The 16,260-nt window shown below is 57.9% G+C and carries 15 protein-coding genes; 7 read left to right on the top strand and 8 right to left on the bottom strand.

Going from position 1 to position 16,260, the window contains the following annotated elements:
- Window positions 1–2: 2 nt before the first annotated feature.
- From Q7T36_RS02480 to Q7T36_RS02455, 6 genes are all read right to left on the bottom strand, one after another.
- On the bottom strand, window positions 3–668 hold the full coding sequence (locus tag Q7T36_RS02480; protein WP_304843656.1) for a hypothetical protein: 666 nt from the start codon (window positions 666–668) through the stop codon (window positions 3–5).
- Window positions 669–756: 88 nt separating this feature from the next.
- Window positions 757–1,575 (bottom strand): NADPH-dependent 7-cyano-7-deazaguanine reductase QueF, encoded by an 819-nt coding sequence (queF, locus tag Q7T36_RS02475; protein ID WP_304843654.1) that lies wholly within the window; start codon window positions 1,573–1,575, stop codon window positions 757–759.
- Between the two features lie 3 nt (window positions 1,576–1,578).
- Window positions 1,579–2,352, bottom strand: coding sequence for an ABC transporter permease (locus tag Q7T36_RS02470; protein WP_304843652.1), 774 nt, complete (start codon window positions 2,350–2,352; stop codon window positions 1,579–1,581).
- A gap of 4 nt (window positions 2,353–2,356) precedes the next feature.
- The gene (locus Q7T36_RS02465) at window positions 2,357–3,283 is read right to left on the bottom strand and encodes an ABC transporter ATP-binding protein (protein ID WP_304843650.1); all 927 of its coding nucleotides are present in this window, start codon (window positions 3,281–3,283) and stop codon (window positions 2,357–2,359) included.
- A 7-nt stretch (window positions 3,284–3,290) separates the two neighbouring features.
- Window positions 3,291–3,953: a histidine phosphatase family protein gene (locus Q7T36_RS02460; RefSeq protein WP_304843648.1), complete on the bottom strand. Its 663-nt coding sequence runs from the start codon at window positions 3,951–3,953 to the stop codon at window positions 3,291–3,293.
- Window positions 3,954–4,078: 125 nt separating this feature from the next.
- Window positions 4,079–4,921, bottom strand: coding sequence for a transglutaminase family protein (locus Q7T36_RS02455; RefSeq protein ID WP_304843646.1), 843 nt, complete (start codon window positions 4,919–4,921; stop codon window positions 4,079–4,081).
- 491 nt (window positions 4,922–5,412) lie between these two features.
- On the opposite strand from Q7T36_RS02455, the gene Q7T36_RS02450 reads away from it, so the two are divergent.
- Window positions 5,413–7,047, top strand: a complete 1,635-nt coding sequence (locus tag Q7T36_RS02450) for a B12-binding domain-containing radical SAM protein (protein WP_304843644.1) — start codon at window positions 5,413–5,415, stop codon at window positions 7,045–7,047.
- Here Q7T36_RS02450 and Q7T36_RS02445 read toward each other — a convergent pair.
- Window positions 7,036–7,812 carry an N-formylglutamate amidohydrolase gene (locus Q7T36_RS02445; protein WP_304843642.1) on the bottom strand — a complete coding sequence of 259 codons (777 nt, stop codon included), beginning with the start codon at window positions 7,810–7,812 and terminating at the stop codon, window positions 7,036–7,038. The genes Q7T36_RS02450 and Q7T36_RS02445 overlap by 12 nt on opposite strands.
- An 84-nt stretch (window positions 7,813–7,896) precedes the next feature.
- The gene (locus Q7T36_RS02440) at window positions 7,897–9,312 is read right to left on the bottom strand and encodes an amidase (protein WP_304843640.1); all 1,416 of its coding nucleotides are present in this window, start codon (window positions 9,310–9,312) and stop codon (window positions 7,897–7,899) included.
- 195 nt (window positions 9,313–9,507) lie between these two features.
- Here Q7T36_RS02440 and Q7T36_RS02435 point away from each other — a divergent pair, with 195 nt between their 5' ends.
- Genes Q7T36_RS02435 through phrB form a run of 6 tightly spaced genes read left to right on the top strand, consistent with a single transcriptional unit; the run spans window position 9,508 to window position 15,611 of the window.
- Window positions 9,508–10,776: an NAD(P)/FAD-dependent oxidoreductase gene (locus Q7T36_RS02435; protein ID WP_304843638.1), complete on the top strand. Its 1,269-nt coding sequence runs from the start codon at window positions 9,508–9,510 to the stop codon at window positions 10,774–10,776.
- 10 nt (window positions 10,777–10,786) lie between these two features.
- The gene (locus Q7T36_RS02430) at window positions 10,787–11,554 is read left to right on the top strand and encodes a DUF1365 domain-containing protein (protein ID WP_304843636.1); all 768 of its coding nucleotides are present in this window, start codon (window positions 10,787–10,789) and stop codon (window positions 11,552–11,554) included.
- Window positions 11,551–12,753, top strand: a complete 1,203-nt coding sequence (locus Q7T36_RS02425; RefSeq protein WP_304843634.1) for a cyclopropane-fatty-acyl-phospholipid synthase family protein — start codon at window positions 11,551–11,553, stop codon at window positions 12,751–12,753. Before Q7T36_RS02430 ends, Q7T36_RS02425 begins: the two co-directional genes overlap by 4 nt.
- A gap of 10 nt (window positions 12,754–12,763) precedes the next feature.
- Entirely contained in the window at window positions 12,764–13,171 is a 408-nt protein-coding gene (locus Q7T36_RS02420; RefSeq protein WP_304843632.1) for a nuclear transport factor 2 family protein, read from the top strand.
- Between the two features lie 14 nt (window positions 13,172–13,185).
- Complete coding sequence (locus Q7T36_RS02415; protein WP_304843629.1) at window positions 13,186–14,139, top strand: MerR family transcriptional regulator; 954 nt, start codon at window positions 13,186–13,188, stop codon at window positions 14,137–14,139.
- Window positions 14,136–15,611, top strand: coding sequence for a deoxyribodipyrimidine photo-lyase (phrB, locus tag Q7T36_RS02410; protein ID WP_304843627.1), 1,476 nt, complete (start codon window positions 14,136–14,138; stop codon window positions 15,609–15,611). Before Q7T36_RS02415 ends, phrB begins: the two co-directional genes overlap by 4 nt.
- Window positions 15,612–16,260 lie beyond the last annotated feature (649 nt).

Raw genomic sequence — 16,260 nt, 5'->3', positions numbered from 1 at the left:
CCTTAACGCTCAACCAGCATGGCGCGGATGTAATCGGCCAGATGCTTCAGTTCTTCGTTTTTCAGGGCGCGGACCATTTTCGGTAGTACCGAGTGCAGTTCCTTGTGCAGCGCGGAACGGGTCATGGCCGTGGTCTTGCGCAGGATCATGCCCAGGTCGAGCGTGGCGATGAACTCATCGTAGTAGTGTTCCAGCGACAGGTCGGAGAAACGCATCATGGCCTGCACAATGGCTTCAATGTGCTCCTTGCCCTGACCGGCGTCGACGGCGGCGAAATGCTTCTGGAATTCGTCATACAGGTCGTGCGGCAGCGGGAAGCCCAGGCGCGGGGAGTCGTCCGGCAGGTTGAGGAAACGGGCGCGGATGAACACGGCGCGATTGGCGACTTCAGCGTTGTTGGCCTTGCCCAGCATCATCTTCAACATCACGTGCATGGTCTTCTTCAGGAAGCCGCCCAGGAAGTTGATCATGTTGCTGCCTTCACCGTTGCCCATGTTGTTGACCATGTTCAGCAACAGGTTGTCGATGATCTCGTCGGTCATCTTGCTGGCAATGCCGTTGGCAAGATGGTACTGCGGCTCGGAGGCCTTGCGATCCAGATTGCCCAGCAAGGTGCGAATGTCAGTTTGCAGCGAATCGCTGGGTACGAAACCGAGGTAGGCGGTCATGCGATGTTCTCCCTGTTGTGGGTGGTTCTTTGAAATTAGGCAGGCCTGATTGTGGCGACTGATTTAGACAATGGCAAGTATTCTCAGTTCATTGCCGCGCCAGACGCGGCAGCTGAGCTGGAACCGGCTGGAAATTGCTGCGCCAGGGGTTGATGTCCAGCCCGCCGCGACGGGTATAGCAGGCAAACACCGTCAGCTGCTCGGGGCGGCATTGGGTCAGGATATCCCGGAAGATCCTTTCCACACATTGCTCATGGAAGTCGTTGTGTTCGCGGAAGGAAATCAGGTAACGCAACAGCCCTTCCCGGTCAATTTTCGGCCCCCGGTACTGAATCTGCACGCTGCCCCAATCCGGCTGCCCGGTGACCGGACAGTTGCTGCGCAACAGGTTGGAATGCAGGGTTTCTTCCACCGCTTGTCCGGGTTCAGCCCGCAAGTAACCGGGATTGGGCTGGAAATCGCAATCCTGTAACGGCAGGTCGTCCAGGCAGTCTCCGGCAAGGGTGGCCAGCGTATAGGACTGATTGACCGGCAGCAGCTCCACCCGGACGTTTCCACCCGAGGAATGACTGAGGTCCGCGCTGACACAATCGATCACAGCTTGACGGTCGGCAAAGCGGTGCTGGTTCAGCGAGTTGAAATAAAGTTTCATCGACTTGGATTCAATGAGGCACGGCGAATCGGCCGGCACCACGATGCGGGCGATGACGACACAGGGCTTGCCCTGCCCGTCCAGCCACGACACTTCGTAGTTGTGCCAGATATCGGCGCCATAAAATGGCAACTCCGCCGTCAACCCCAGCGCATCGCGCCCTTCCTTCCGCACCAATGGGCACAGCAGCCCTGCATCGTAGGCATGGATGTAGTCGGTTTTCTGCCCCAGCTGCGTCTTTTCGTACCAAGCCATGACTCACTCCTTCATGCCGCGGCCGCTTTTCAGCAGGCGGTAGGCATAGATGTACAGCGCCACCGTCACCAGCGTCACCATGGCCAGCGACAGCCAGACATTGACGTCGCTGACGCCGAGGATGCCGTAGCGGAAGGCGTTGACCATGTACACGATCGGGTTCAGCAGTGACAGGTTCTGCCAGAACGGCGACAGCTGGTCCATGGAATAGAACACGCCGCCCAAATACGTCAACGGTGTCAGCACGAAGGTGGGAATGATGGAGATATCGTCAAAGGACTTGGCGAACACTGCATTGATGAAGCCGCCCAGCGAGAACAGCGCCGCTGTCATCAGGATGGTGTAGACGATGACGAAGAGATGGTGCAGGTGCAGGCTGGTGAAGAACAGCGACAACACCGTGACAATGGCCCCGACCGCCAGCCCCCGGGCAATGCCGCCCATGACATAGCCGCAGAGAATGACATGGTGCGGTACCGGCGACACCAGCAGTTCCTCGATGCTGCGCTGGAACTTGGCGCTGTAGAAACTGGACACCACGTTGGAGTAGGAGTTGGTGATCACGGCCATCATGATCAGGCCGGGCACAATGTACTGCATGTAGTGGAAGCCGCCCATTTCGCCGATGCGGCTGCCGACCAGGTTACCGAAAATGACGAAGTACAGGGTCATGGTAATGGCCGGCGGCAGCAGGGTTTGCGCCCAGATGCGGGTAAAGCGGCGCACTTCCTTGACGAGGATGGTTTGCAGGGCAACAAGGGTTTGGTCACGATTCATGGATTCAGGCCGTCTTCAGGTTCTTTTCAACCATCGCCACGAAGAGCTCTTCGAGGCGGTTGGACTTGTTGCGCAGGCTGAGCACTTCAATGCCCTGTTCGCCCAGCAGCGTGAACACCCGGTTGACCGACTGACCCTTGGCCACCGCCACTTCCAGCGTGCGGTCGTCCACCCGCTTGACCGGATAATCCCCCAGGTTGGGCGCGGCTGTCAGCGGATGCAGCAGGTCGAGAATGAAATGCTCCACCTGCAGCGTGGCCAGCAGCGACTTCATGTCGGTGTCCTCAACGATGTTGCCCTTGTCGATGATGGCGATATTGCGGCACAGCACTTCCGCTTCTTCCAGATAATGCGTGGTGAGAATGATGGTGGTGCCCTGCGCGTTCAGCTCGGTGAGGAAATCCCACATGGAACGGCGCAGTTCAATGTCCACCCCGGCGGTGGGTTCATCCAGAATCAGCAGGCGCGGTTCATGCACCATGGCGCGGGCAATCATCAGCCGTCGCTTCATGCCGCCGGACAGCATGCGGGCGGCGACATCGCGCTTTTCCCACAGGCCCAGCTTGTTCAGGTATTTCTCGGCTCGTTCGCGTCCCAGCTTGGCGGGAATGCCGTAATAACCGGCCTGGGTGACGAGAATGTCAAACACCTTCTCGAACATGCCGAAGTTGAATTCCTGCGGCACCACGCCCAGTTGCTGCTTGGCCAGCGACAGGTCCTGATCGATGTCATGGCCGAAGATCTTCACCGTACCGGTGCTTTTCTGCACCAGCGAACTGATGATGCCGATGGTGGTGGACTTGCCAGCGCCATTGGGGCCCAGCAAGGCATAAAAATCGCCTTCACGGACAGTCAGGTCGATACCCTTGAGGGCCTGGAAGCCGTTACGGTAGGTCTTGCTGAGGTCGCGGAGGATCAGGGCCTCGGTCATACGGGTCTCACAGATAGGGTTCAAGGGGGCGGGAACCAGGTTGGCCGCGCCAGATCCAGTGCAGGTGTTCGTCATCAAACCAGAGCCAAGCGCCTTCCATCATCCATGGCCAGTCGTCTTCGCTGATTTCGCGGCGGTCCTGCAAATGATAAATGAATGCCGCCAGAATGGTGTCATGCGTGACATGAACCGCCAGTTCGCCCGCGCCGGGCTGGTTCTGATGCAGGTGCCGTATCAAGCGCGCCGCGCCTTCCTCCGGACTCAGCAGTCCTTCCAGCGGCGTGCTGAAATGATGGTTGGCGAAGGCCAGCGGCCCCATCTGCAGGAACAACGGCCCGATCTGCCGGATGCTCTGCACATAACAGCCCGGCTCCACCAGTTGCAGGGTGCGCTGGATGTCCGGTTCAGACATTCCTGCGCCTCGCGCCATGGCCAGCGCCGTGTCCACACAACGCCCCACCGGGCTGGAATGGAAACGGGTCATGGGCCGGTTGATACGCTTGCCCCAGCTTTCGGCCAGCGCCACGCCTTCCGGGGTTAGCGGCAAATCGTAGCCGGGAACGCCGTTGGGGTCCTTGGCCAGCTCACGCAGGGAATGCCGGGTCAGCAGGATCAGCGGTTTTTCCTGGGGGGGCAACAGCAGGGAACGCTCAAGTTCGGGATGAAGCATGATGACGGGATCGAAAGGCGGCTGATGGCGGCAATGTAGCATAGATGGGGATGGCGGAACGATTTGCAATCCGCAAAAAGCCTTCGGGACAGGCGGCCGCACCCGCCCCGGAAAGCCAACAACATTCAGGCCGGAACAGCTGCCGGCGTTTGCAGTTTGCCCGCAATGACCTCATCCGTGCGTACCACAAATTTCTCCAGCACATTCGGACCGAAGGTGGTGGTGATGGCCACATCAGAGGCATCCCGACCGCGCGCAATCAGCACCCGGCCAATGCGGGGAACGTTGTTGCGGGCGTCGAAGGTGTACCACTGACCGCCCAGATAAGCCTCGAACCAGCCTGCAAAGTCCATGGTGCCGTAGGGCGGCGGCATGCCGATATCCCCAAGATAACCCGTGCAATAGCGCGCCGGGATGTTCATGCACCGGCAAAAGGCAATGGCGAGGTGGGCGTAATCACGGCAGACACCGCGCTTTTCATGGAAAACCTGCGCGGCAGTCTTGGTGGCGTTGGCATGCTCGTAACCGAAGGCGATGTGGCGGTGCACATAATCGCAGATGGCCTGCACCCGCGCCCAACCGGTGGGGCCGTGGCCGAACAAGGCCCAGGCCGTGGTGGACAAAACATCGGTCTCACAATAACGGCTGCCCAGCAGATAGACCAGCGTCTCCTGTGGCAAGTCCTGGATGGCATGCTGCATGGCTTGCGGCACAATGATGTCCGGCAGGCCGCTGTCATTGACCAAGGCCTCTGAACTGATCCGCAACCGCCCGGCAGGCGCCACGATCCGCGTGCAGCGGTTACCGAAACCGTCCATGTAGGTGGTAAAGGGGATAGCGGGTTCCGTCACCAGATGATCGGGCATCAGCACATCAGGCAGGCGGCTGTCGTGAATGTGCAGCATCAGGATCATCGGGGTGGGTTGCGGGCACTGGTAGACCAGTTCGTAACCGACTCGGATTTGCATGGGGTAAACCTCTTGGGTGACTGGCCGGATTTAGGAAGGCATGGCTTACAGAGAAGCAAGAACGGGGCCAAGTCTTTACCCCGCTGAATTTTGGCCGGCGGGCGCCCTGAAACCCGCCCAATTGAAAAAACTGCCGGGTGCATCATGCGCCTGTTTTGGAACAGTGACTAGATCGTTCTCGTTCCGGAACTTATAGCGATCTCCGGCCAACGCTGCGCCGGCTGAATGACAATATATATCTGTATATTATTTCATTAATGATTAAAAGCGATTGCTAGCAAACCTCTGTCCCATACCGAAAATCCGTGTCTGGTGCTGATTGACATTACTTGAATCAGTTACATGATTTTTTATTCAAATTCCGAATCCTGACTTAAATTTATTGCTTTGCAGCAGATTTCCATTAACACTAGCCAAGCTCATAAATGAGCCTTTTTTCGTTATCCCAATGGCGGATGCGGTAAAATCAGCCAATGCGGCAGGGATCAGGCATGAATAAAACCACAAAAAAAATACGGGTTGAGAATCAACCGGATATCTCGGTATCTACATATCACTCCATTGCTGAAATTAACGAAAGCCCTGTTGTAACTCTCCCTTTCACCATCCTGTTCATCAAGCCCTTTCAGGAAGCCAGAAACAATCATTACGGTCCGCCGCTGGGCATCCTCACCCTGATTGCAGGCATTCGGCAGCATTTCGGTGATACAGTGACTGTCCACTTCTGGGACATGATGCTCTACAACGACAAACCCGAGGCATTGGCGGAACGCATTGACGAATTCCGGCCCGATATCATCGGCGTCTCTGCCTTGAATTGCGAGGCGGCAGCCAGTTTTGCCATCGCAGCGGCGGCCAAGGTTTGTGCCCCGAAAGCCATTACGGTCATCGGTGGTCCGTTTACGTTGCGCCAAGCCGACCTGATTTTTGGTGAAAGCCTTTTTGACTGGGTGTTTGAGGGCGCCGCAGACCGCAGCTTCCTTCAGGCCCTGACCCGGCAATTTTCCGGTCAGCCGCTGGGTGACGACATCCCGGGCTTCAGCCACCGCACGGCAAGCGGCGAAATCGTGTACAACCACAAACAGGATCTCATAACCGATCTTGACGCCATTCCCCTGCCCGCTTGGGATCTGCTGGATTTTGAGCGCTATCGCAAGCGCGACCGCAAACGCATGATTACCAATGTAGATGAACGGAAATACGCCTATCTGTTCACCTCCCGGGGCTGTCCGTATCTGTGCAATTATTGCCATGATATTTTCACCAAGCGCTTTGTCTATCGAAGTGATGAAAATGTGCTGGAGGAAATCCGCATACTTTATGAGGATTATGGGGTTACCGAGTTCCATATTATTGATGACATTTTCAACCTGCACCGGCCAAGGGCGCAATCCATCATGCGGGCCATTCAGGCACGCTGGCCAGGAAAACTGTTCCTGGCCTTTCCGAACGGGTTGCGAGGCGATATCCTGGATCAGGAAACAATTCAGGCCATGGCTGATGCCGGAACCTATAACGCATCAATTTCAATAGAAACAGTCACTCCCCGGCTACAAGTCCTGGCTGAAAAATATCTGGATATTGAGAAAGCCAAGTGGGCCATCGAAGAGTTCACGCGTCAGGGTGTGGTCGTACATGGGGCATTGATGCTTGGATTTCCTTCGGAAACGGAGGAAGAAATTGAGGCAACCCTGAGCTATGCCATCAGCAGCCCTTTGATGCATGTACACTTGTTTGCCGTGGTTCCCCAGCCCCAAACCCCGATTTATGAGCTGGCGCTCCAAGCTTCAGCAGAGGCTACCATACGGGGCGCTGCTGATGAACGGGAAAGCGGCGACTACCACAGCCTGACTCCCTGGTATACCCGCGCCTACGGCTATGACCTGCGCAAGAAGCTTTCCTACACCTATGTCCGGTTTTACCTGCACCCACCGCGTTTGTTGCGCATGTTGCGAACCTATCCACTGATAAACCTGTTGCATGGTGGATTTTTTGTGTTGCAGGGCCTGATGGCGACGGCGCAAATGGCGTTGCTCGGGTTATGCCGGAAAATGCGACTCATTGACCCACCGGCATTGTCCAAACAGCCCAAGTCGCTGAAAGTGCCTGACCACTCAGCGCCCTAAGACCTCCGCCGCCTGAGGAAGCAGGCGCAGCAGGCGCTCCACCCAGGCGCGCTGCCCGGCGGCATTGATGATCAGGTCCTGACGGATTTCCAGCTCCACATGCGGCAGGCCGTTGCGCTCGCCATGCACCGGAATGCTGTAGTCTGACGCATCGCTGACCGAATAAGGCTCGTTGTCGCCAATCACCAGTCCAGGCTCCTTGCGCAGCAAATCCCGCAGGGCATGCGCCAGCCGTGTGTCGCGGTGATACAGCACCCCGGCATGCCACGGACGGTTCTGGCCGTGGTAAACCGGCGTAAAACTGTGTAGTGAAATGAGGATGGTGGGACGCCCCGCCTGCTTGCGGGCCTGCAATTCCTGGCGGATACGGTTGTGGTAAGGATGGAAAATGGCCTGCGCACGGCGGCTGCCTTCCCCCGGGCTGACATGCTGGTTGCCGGGAACCGGGGTATTTTCGCTGTGGCTGGCAATGGAGTCAGGTGCCAGCAGCGGCCGGTTGCAGTCGATGACCAGACGGGAATAGTTCTGGCGGATAAGGCAGGCATCCATGCGGGCGGCCAACTGGCTGGCCAGACCGGCAATCCCGATATCCCAGGCGATATGGCGCTGCAAATCCGCCGATTCCAGTCCCAGATAGCCCAACTGACGGGGAATATGACGCCCGGCATGATCGGCAATCAGCAAAAAGGGGGACTGCCCTTCCGGACGTTCGACCTCAAAGACTACAGGATCGTCACGGCCCAGCAGGGAAAGGGTTTCAGGCATGGCAACCGGACTCTTCGGATTCAAAAGAAACAGGATACAGGATTGGTGAACGATTGACAGTTCCTGTATCACATCCTTCGAGTTCTAGGCCTGAATCCGCCGCCATCCGCCCTGCGCCTGTTCCAGTTCAAACGCCAGCTCCAGCAAGGTTTTTTCATCGCCATGCGCCCCTGAGAAATGCACCGCAATCGGCAGGCCCTCGCGGGTGGAGCCGGTCGGCAGGGAAATAGCCGGGCTGCCGGCGGCATTGTTCAGGGGCGTAAAGCACACGTATTGCAGCAGGCGCTGGAACAAGGACTCAAAATCCTGCTCCGGCGACAGCCAGCCCAGCTTGGGCGTGGTGTGCGATAGTACCGGTGACAGCACCACATCATAGTCCCGGAACATGCGTGCATAGTCATCCTGCGACTTCTTCAGGCGATAGAGAACCATCGGCGTCTTCAGGGAGTTCTTCATATAATGTTTCGCCAGACCGCGACTGAGGTTGTCCAATTGTGACCGGTCAAAATCCGGACTCATCAACTGCTTGCCAAAGGTCGATACCAGAAAGGAGAGCATGCCCCAGTAAATGCTGAAATCGTCGGCGAAGTTGCTGTTAACGGACAGCGGCATCTCCTGGACGCGATGACCCAAACCCTCCAGTACCCTGGCCGTCTGCAACACGGCGGCGCGCGTTTCGGCATCGGTGGCCGTTCCGTTGATCGAGTCCAGCACCAGCCCCACCCGCAGCCTGCGTTTACCCGGCCCTTCCACCAGACCCACGCCCGGCAGACGACGATTCTTGTACACCTGCTCCATGCCCGAAAAGAACAGGGCCGTGTCACGCACCGAGCGAGTCACCACGCCTTCCCCGACAATGTTCACCGGCAAGGCGCTGGCACTTTCCGCATCAATAAAGCGTCCCCGGGTCGGCTTCAGCCCCACCAAGCCGCAGGCCGCTGCCGGAATACGGATGGAACCGCCGCCGTCATTGGCATGGGCAATAGGCGCCACGCCCGCCGCCACCAGCGCCGCCGCCCCGCCCGACGATGCGCCGCTGGAGTATTCCGTATTCCACGGATTGCGCACCGGGTCCATCCCCAGGTATTCGGTGCTGGCATTGAAGCCGAACTCCGGCATGCGGCTTTTGCCCAGCGTTACAAAGCCCTGCGCCAGTAACTGCTTGGCAAACGCACCGTCTTCCTTGGCCGGTCGCGCATTGACCGCTGCCGAACCCTGGTTGGTGGGCAGCCCCTTCAGGTCGGTGTTGTCCTTGATGAAGGTGGGAACCCCGGCGAAAACACCGGTGCGGACGCTTTCCGCCTCTCTCAACGCAGCCTCGAACATGGGCAGTTCAATGGCGTTGATCTGCGGCTGCATGCGGTGCGCACGGTTAATGGCGGCCTCGGCCACCTCGCGGGCGCTCAGCTCGCCGCGACGGATCAACTCGGCAATGGCTGTGGCGTCATGATCGGCCAGGGCATCGTTGGTGAAGGCATGTAAGGTTTTGGCGGTTGTCATAGTCAAGTTGGTACGCTGGTTCTGTTTTCCCGACTTTGCGACAAGTTGACGCCGCTGTCCAGAACCATTCAGGCCACCCACCCGGAACGTTTGCGGACAACTACCCGGCACCGACAAAAATGTATAGGACAAAAGCTTGCGCATGCTGAAACTATAGGCTAATGTTCAATCACAGCCACTTTTGTACTATACAAAATGAAGATCGCCATTATCGGTTCCGGCATCGCCGGACTCAGCACCGCCTGGTTACTGGCCAGCCGCCATCAGGTCACCGTTTTCGAAGCGGGCTCCTATGCGGGCGGCCACAGCAATGCCGTGGATGTGACCCTCGACGGCTATACCCACCCGGTCGACACCGGCTTTCTCGTCTTCAATGAGCGCACCTATCCCAACCTGATCGCCCTGTTTGAGCAATTGGGGGTCAAGGACTTCAACAGCGAGATGAGCTTCAGCGTCAAGCTGCCGGACGAAAACCTGGAATGGGCCGGCAGCAACCTGTCCGCGCTGTTTGCCCAGCGCGGTAACCTCTTCCGGCCGCGTTTCTGGCGCATGATTGCCGACATCCTGCGCTTCAACCGTGATGCAAACCGCCTGTTGGAACGGTCGCAACGCGAGGCCCTGACGTTGGGGGAACTGTTGCAACGCGAGGGTTACAGCGACACTTTTGCCCACTGGTACCTGCTGCCCATGGGCGCGGCCATCTGGTCCACCCCGGTGAATGGCATGCTGGATTTTCCGGCCGCCACCTTCCTGGTGTTCTGCCAGAACCACGGACTGCTGCAAATTACCAACCGCCCGCAATGGAAAACCGTCGTCGGCAGTTCACGCGACTATGTGCGGCGTCTGGTGGCCGGTATTGGTGATGTGCGCCTGAATACGCCGGTGACCTCGGTGCGCCGTCAGGACGGAGGCGTCCTGATTCAGGCCGGCGGTGAAGACCAGCATTTTGATGCCGTGGTCATGGCCTGTCACTCCGACCAGTCACTGGCGCTGTTGAAGGATGCCGACGTCGAGGAACGCGCTGTCCTTTCCAACGTGCGCTATGCGCCCAACACCGCCTGGCTGCATACCGACGCCTCGGTGATGCCGGTTCGCCAGTCGGCCTGGTGCGCCTGGAATTATTACCGGGCGGCCGGGGCGGACCGTTCCCAACCGGTGGCCGTGACTTACTGGCTGAACCGTTTGCAGCCCCTGCCCTTCACCACGCCGGTGTTTGTCACCCTGAACCCGCCGCAGCCCATTGCCGCCGACAAGGTGCTGCAGCGATTTGAGTATGACCATCCGCAACTGGACGCCGCCGCCTGGCAGGCCCAGCAGCGCGTGGCTGCCCTTCAGGGACGGAATCATGTTTATTTCGCCGGGGCCTGGACCGGCTATGGTTTCCACGAGGACGGCCTGAAATCCGGTATCCGCGTGGCCAAATTGCTGGGGGCCGTCATGCCCTGGCCCGCCGTGACGGACTGAGGACAGCTTCATGACCGCCGACCCGCGCCATTGGCTCTATACCGGCAAGGTTTTCCACCGCCGGGTGGGTGCTGCCGCCCATGCCTTTGTCTATCCGGCGCTGTTCCTGTGCTTTCCGCTCAGCCGCCGCGCCGAACTGACCGGCGGCGTCATGAGCTACAACCGTTTCAACCTGTTTTCGTTTCATGAAGCGGATCACGGAGATGGCAAGGATGCTCTTGCCTGGATACACGGCATCCTGCGTGACGCAGGATTGGGCGGATTGACCGCCGGTGAAGTCTGGTTGCAGACCCAGCCCCGTGTGTTCGGCTTTGTTTTCAACCCGGTGAGCTTCTGGTTTTGCCACGACCGCGACGGCTATTTGAAAGCCGTGCTGGCCGAAGTCAAGAATACCTTTGGTGAGCGCCATTGTTACCTGTTGACCGCACCCGGCCAGGCTGCGATCACCGACAAAACCGTGCTGGACTGCCGCAAGTGCTTCCACGTCTCGCCGTTTCATCCGGTGGCCGGGGAATACCGCTTCCGTTTTCATCGCACCCCGCAACGCAGCACGGTGGCCATCGACTATTTCATTGAAGACCGGCTGCAACTGAAAACCGCCATTACCGGCGTCGCGCGGCCGCTGTCTTCCCGCGAATTACTGAAGGCCCTGTGGCAACAGGGCTGGAGCACCTTGCTGGTGGTGCTGCGCATTCACCGGCAAGCCCTGACCCTGTGGCGCAAAGGCGCTGTTTTTCACCGCAAGCCGGCCCCGCCGGTTCTGGAGATTTCGTCATGACCCTGCAAAGCACCTTGCCGACCGTGAACCTGCCGCTGAAAGCTTCGTTGTTTTTCCGTATGCTGGAAAAACTGCAGGCCGGTTCTATGGCCGTCACCATTCCCAACGGTGAAACCATTCATTTTCAAAGCCACCAGCCGGGCCCCAAGGCCGACCTGCTGATCCGGGACTGGCGGGGAATCAGCCGCATACTCTCCGGCGGCGATATCGGCGTGGCGGAAGCCTACCGTGACGGCTGGATTGACAGCCCTGACATGCTGCAGGTGCTGCTGCTGGCGCTGGCCAATGAACAGGCGCTGGACCGGGCCTTGCACGGCAGTTTCCTGGGAACGGTGCTGTACCGCATCCGGCACCTGCTGAACCGCAATACCCGGCGTAACAGCCGCCGCAACATCCATGCCCATTACGACATCGGCAACAGCTTTTACCGCGTGTGGCTGGATGAAGGCATGACCTATTCATCTGCCCTGTTCAGCCACGCAGGCCAGTCGCTGGCCGACGCCCAGACCGCCAAATATGACCGCCTGCTGCAAGCATTGCAGGTGAAGCCTGGCGACCACATACTGGAAATCGGTTGCGGCTGGGGGGCATTTGCCGAATATGCAGCGACCGCTTACGGTTGTTTTGTCACCGGCGTTTCGCTGTCGCAGGAACAACTGGCCTGGGCTCGTGCGCGCATTCAGGGCACCGCCGCCGAAGGCAAGGTGAAGTTCCACTACCGCGATTACCGCGACCTGAGCGGTCACTATGACGCCATAGTCTCGGTGGAAATGCTGGAGGCGGTGGGCGAAGAATGGTGGCCGGTGTATTTCGACAAATTGAAACAGTTGCTGAAACCGGGCGGCCGGGCGGCAATCCAGACCATTACCATCGCCAACGACCGCTTCGACAGTTACCGGTCAAAAACCGACTTCATCCAGCAATACATTTTCCCCGGCGGCATGCTGCCCTCGCCGCAACGTCTGGACAAGGAAGTACAACGCGCAGGGTTGCAGGAGGAAGACCGTTTCTTCTTCGGCCAGGATTATGCTGAAACCCTGAAGCAATGGCGGACGGCCTTTGACCGGCACCTGCCCGCCATCCGCAGTCAGGGTTTTGACGATGCCTTCATCAAGCTGTGGCGTTTCTATTACTGGTATTGCGAAGCCGGGTTCCTGACCGGACGAACCGATGTCTGCCAACTGGTGCTGCGTAAATGAGGACGACCCCATGAATACCCTGCCCGCGTTGGTTGACTGGTATCAGAACCTGACGGCGGAAAACCTGCCCGCCATCCGCACCTTTTATGCGGAAAACTGCTACTTCAAGGACCCGTTCAACGAGTTTCGCCAGCGCCGCCAAGTAGAGCAGTTGTTTGCGGAAATGTTCCAGAAACTGGACAATCCGCGCTTTGTGATTACCGAGGTGGTGCAGCAAGAACGCAGCGCCTTTCTCGTCTGGACCTTTGATTTCCGGGTGCGCCGCCGAAGCCTGAGCATCGTGGGAACCTCGCACCTGAAATTCGATGAACAAGGCCGCGTGCAATACCATCGTGATTATTGGGACGCCGCCGAAGAACTGTACGAAAAACTGCCCGTGATCGGATTCCTGATCCGGCAACTGAAAAAACTGGCCTGAAGAGGGTAACGAACATGACTGACGCCATTATTGCCGAGTCCGCACCCGCCACGCGTCACCCCGGCCTGCTGCCCATCAATGCCGTTGAACGTGAAACCGGCATTTCCAAGGAACTGCTGCGGATGTGGGAACGCCGTTACGGCTTCCCCAATCCTGACCGTGACGCCCAGGGCGACCGCCTGTACGGCCCCGACCAGATCAACAAGCTGCGCGTCATCCGCCGCCTGCTGGACGCGGGTTTCCGCCCCGGCAAGATCATCAGCCTGGAGATGCCCGAACTGGAAAAACTGGTCGCCTCCAGCCATGGCAACCCCAGCCCGATTCTGCCGCCCGATCTGGAAAAGGAACTGATTGAAATACTGCAAAGCCGCGAACCGCACCGGGTACGTGAGTACCTGAACCACCAGATGGTGGGCATGGGCCTGCAATCGTTCATCCTCGACCTGATGCAGCACGCCAACACCATCGTCGGCGATGCGTGGATGGGCGGCAAGATCGAGATTTTCGAGGAACACCTCTACACCGAGGAACTGCAAAGCCTGATCCGCCATACCATTGGCTCGTTGCGCCCCGCCACGCAGGCCCCGCGCGTGATGCTGACCACCGCCCCGGACGAACATCACAGTCTGGGCATCCTGATGGTGGAAGCGCTGTTGCGACTGGACCAGGTAGATGCCGTGTCCTTTGGCGTGCAGATGCCGGTGCGCGACATTGTGCAAGCCGTCAGCCGTCACAAGATGGACATTGTCATCCTCTCCTTCAGCGCCGCCTTCCCCAGCAACCGCGCCATCGAGTTTCTGGAAGAACTGCGTTTCCGCCTGCCGTTGAGCGTGCAGATCTGGGCGGGCGGCGGCTGCATGCGCACCACCCGGCGCAGCATTGAAGCGGTGCAGATTTTCTCTGACCTGCAAAGTGTGCGTCAGGGAGCGGCGCAATGGCGGCGCATCAAGGGTGTTCGTGCGGCATGAAACGTCACCTGCTGTGGCTGCGCGCCGACCTGCGCAGCATCGACAACTCCGCCCTGCATGAGGCCTGCCTCGATCCGTCGGCGCTGGTGGCGGCGGTCTGGTTCATCACCCCGGAGCAATGGCGTCGGCACGACAAGGCCGGGGTGCAGCTGGACCTGGAACTGCGGACGCTGCAAAAACTTTCCGCCACGCTGGCGTCCTTGAATATTCCGTTGCTGATCCGGACTGTCCCGGACTTTGCCGCCATTCCGCAACACCTGCTGGCGCTGTGTCAGGCGGAAGCGGTGGATGCGGTGTTCTGGAACCGCCAGTATGAATGGAACGAGCGTGTGCGCGACAAGGCCGCTTCCGCGTTGCTGGAGCAGCATGGCATTGCCCGCCACGCCTTTCATGACCAATGCCTGGTAAAGCCCGGTGACGTGCTGACGGGCGACGGATGTTTCTATTCGGTGTTTACGCCGTTCAAGAAAAACTGGTTGCAGCAGATACATCGCCATGGTGTGGAAGTCTTGCCGGCCCCCGCTGCCCGCCCTGTCGCGTGGACTCATGCCGACGCGGTTCCGGACTCCGTATCCGGTTTTGTGTCGCATGTCGCGCCCGAACGGGCAGCTGCTTTGTGGCCCGCCGGGGAAGAAGCCGCCCTCGCCCGGCTGGAAGATTTTGTGGAGCATCACATTCGCCGTTATCGGGATCTGCGCGACATTCCGTCACTGACCGACGCCACCAGCCGCTTGTCACCCTATCTGGCCATTGGTGCGATATCGCCGCGTCAATGCTGGCAGGCGGCCCTTAACGAGATACAGGCTTACGGGCCTTCCGCCGATATTGATCAGTGGATCAGCGAGTTGGGATGGCGTGAGTTCTACAAACACATCCTGGTGGGTTTTCCCCGCGTCAACAAGCATTTGCCGTTTCGCATGGATACGGTGAACTTGCGCTGGAATGACGATGAGGCTGCGTTTCAGCGCTGGTGTGAGGGTAAAACCGGTTTTCCGATTGTGGATGCGGCGATGCGGCAGTTGCGTGAAACCGGCTGGATGCATAACCGCATGCGCATGGTGACGGCGATGTTCCTGACCAAGGATTTGTTTGTGGACTGGCGTTGGGGTGAGCGGTTTTTCATGCAGCATTTGGTGGATGGGGATTTGGCGGCAAATAATGGCGGTTGGCAGTGGAGTGCTTCGACCGGGAATGATGCGGCGCCCTATTTCCGGATTTTCAATCCGCGTTTGCAGAGTGAAAAGTTTGATCCGGAGGGGGTGTTTATCCGGCGTTTTGTGCCGGAGCTGGCGGGTTTGGACCGGAAGCGGATTCATGAGCCGCATGGCAAGCAGCGGGATTTTTTGCTGGATTATCCGTTGCCGATGGTGGATCACCGGGCGGCGTGTGAGTTTACGGTGGCGCAATTCAAGAAGTTGGGGGAGTTACCGGTGGGTCGGGCGGATAATAAGGCTGATTCGTTCAATGTTTAGGTCATTCCCGCGAAGGCGGGAATCCACCGATGACAACATCGGGTGTTCAATGGTCGGTGGATTTCGGGTTGACGAGGGGGTGGGCGTGGTGCTAGTTTTCGGGCGGTTCTGTACGTTGGATTTCGGTCGGCGAAAACGGTGAGTTGCTTGAGGATTTGCCTGTAAGGTGTTGGTTTTACAGGGGGTTATTTGGGCTGCGAGTCGGCTTAGGCGAATTTGATTTACGGCGACAGGTGTCGGCGAAGTGAAGTTAGATTGTTATGGATTTTATGAAAAAATTATCATGGAAGTCATTGATTGGTCTGTTACCTATTTATATTTTGTTAAATATGACGGGTTGTGTACGTTTTTTTCTAGATGATGAAAAGTACGCAATCTTGAGAGAAATATACTCGACAGATCCAGCTTTGTTTTTATGGTTATTGTTCTCTACCATAATAGTGTTTCCAATGACATTGTGCATTTATTGGTTGTCTAATAAAACGATATTCTTGTTACGTGGGTATATTGCAGCTGTCAGCTTGTTTTGTATGTTTCAAATGTTTCAAATGTTTCAAATGTTTCAAATGTTTCAAATGTTTCAAATGTTTCAAATGTTTCAAATGTTTCAAATGTTTCAAATGTTTCAAATGTTTCAAATGTTTCAAAT

This window comes from Fluviicoccus sp. (assembly GCF_030646115.1).
Classification (GTDB): Bacteria; Pseudomonadota; Gammaproteobacteria; order Pseudomonadales; family Moraxellaceae; genus Fluviicoccus.
Note: the sequence above shows the minus strand (reverse complement) of the source record. Positions and strands in the feature narration are given on the sequence as shown.

Excerpts from the sequence above, each read along its gene's own strand:
- Q7T36_RS02445 (WP_304843642.1), bottom strand. The coding sequence starts at position 7,812 with ATGCCTGAAACCCTTTCCCTGCTGGGCCGTGACGATCCTGTAGTCTTT.
- Q7T36_RS02415 (WP_304843629.1), top strand. The coding sequence starts at position 13,186 with ATGACTGACGCCATTATTGCCGAGTCCGCACCCGCCACGCGTCACCCC.
- Q7T36_RS02450 (WP_304843644.1), top strand. The coding sequence starts at position 5,413 with ATGAATAAAACCACAAAAAAAATACGGGTTGAGAATCAACCGGATATC.
- Q7T36_RS02420 (WP_304843632.1), top strand. The coding sequence starts at position 12,764 with ATGAATACCCTGCCCGCGTTGGTTGACTGGTATCAGAACCTGACGGCG.
- queF (WP_304843654.1), bottom strand. The coding sequence starts at position 1,575 with ATGGCTTGGTACGAAAAGACGCAGCTGGGGCAGAAAACCGACTACATC.
- Q7T36_RS02425 (WP_304843634.1), top strand. The coding sequence starts at position 11,551 with ATGACCCTGCAAAGCACCTTGCCGACCGTGAACCTGCCGCTGAAAGCT.
- phrB (WP_304843627.1), top strand. The coding sequence starts at position 14,136 with ATGAAACGTCACCTGCTGTGGCTGCGCGCCGACCTGCGCAGCATCGAC.
- Q7T36_RS02435 (WP_304843638.1), top strand. The coding sequence starts at position 9,508 with ATGAAGATCGCCATTATCGGTTCCGGCATCGCCGGACTCAGCACCGCC.
- Q7T36_RS02460 (WP_304843648.1), bottom strand. The coding sequence starts at position 3,953 with ATGCTTCATCCCGAACTTGAGCGTTCCCTGCTGTTGCCCCCCCAGGAA.
- Q7T36_RS02480 (WP_304843656.1), bottom strand. The coding sequence starts at position 668 with ATGACCGCCTACCTCGGTTTCGTACCCAGCGATTCGCTGCAAACTGAC.
- Q7T36_RS02465 (WP_304843650.1), bottom strand. The coding sequence starts at position 3,283 with ATGACCGAGGCCCTGATCCTCCGCGACCTCAGCAAGACCTACCGTAAC.
- Q7T36_RS02470 (WP_304843652.1), bottom strand. The coding sequence starts at position 2,352 with ATGAATCGTGACCAAACCCTTGTTGCCCTGCAAACCATCCTCGTCAAG.
- Q7T36_RS02440 (WP_304843640.1), bottom strand. The coding sequence starts at position 9,312 with ATGACAACCGCCAAAACCTTACATGCCTTCACCAACGATGCCCTGGCC.
- Q7T36_RS02430 (WP_304843636.1), top strand. The coding sequence starts at position 10,787 with ATGACCGCCGACCCGCGCCATTGGCTCTATACCGGCAAGGTTTTCCAC.
- Q7T36_RS02455 (WP_304843646.1), bottom strand. The coding sequence starts at position 4,921 with ATGCAAATCCGAGTCGGTTACGAACTGGTCTACCAGTGCCCGCAACCC.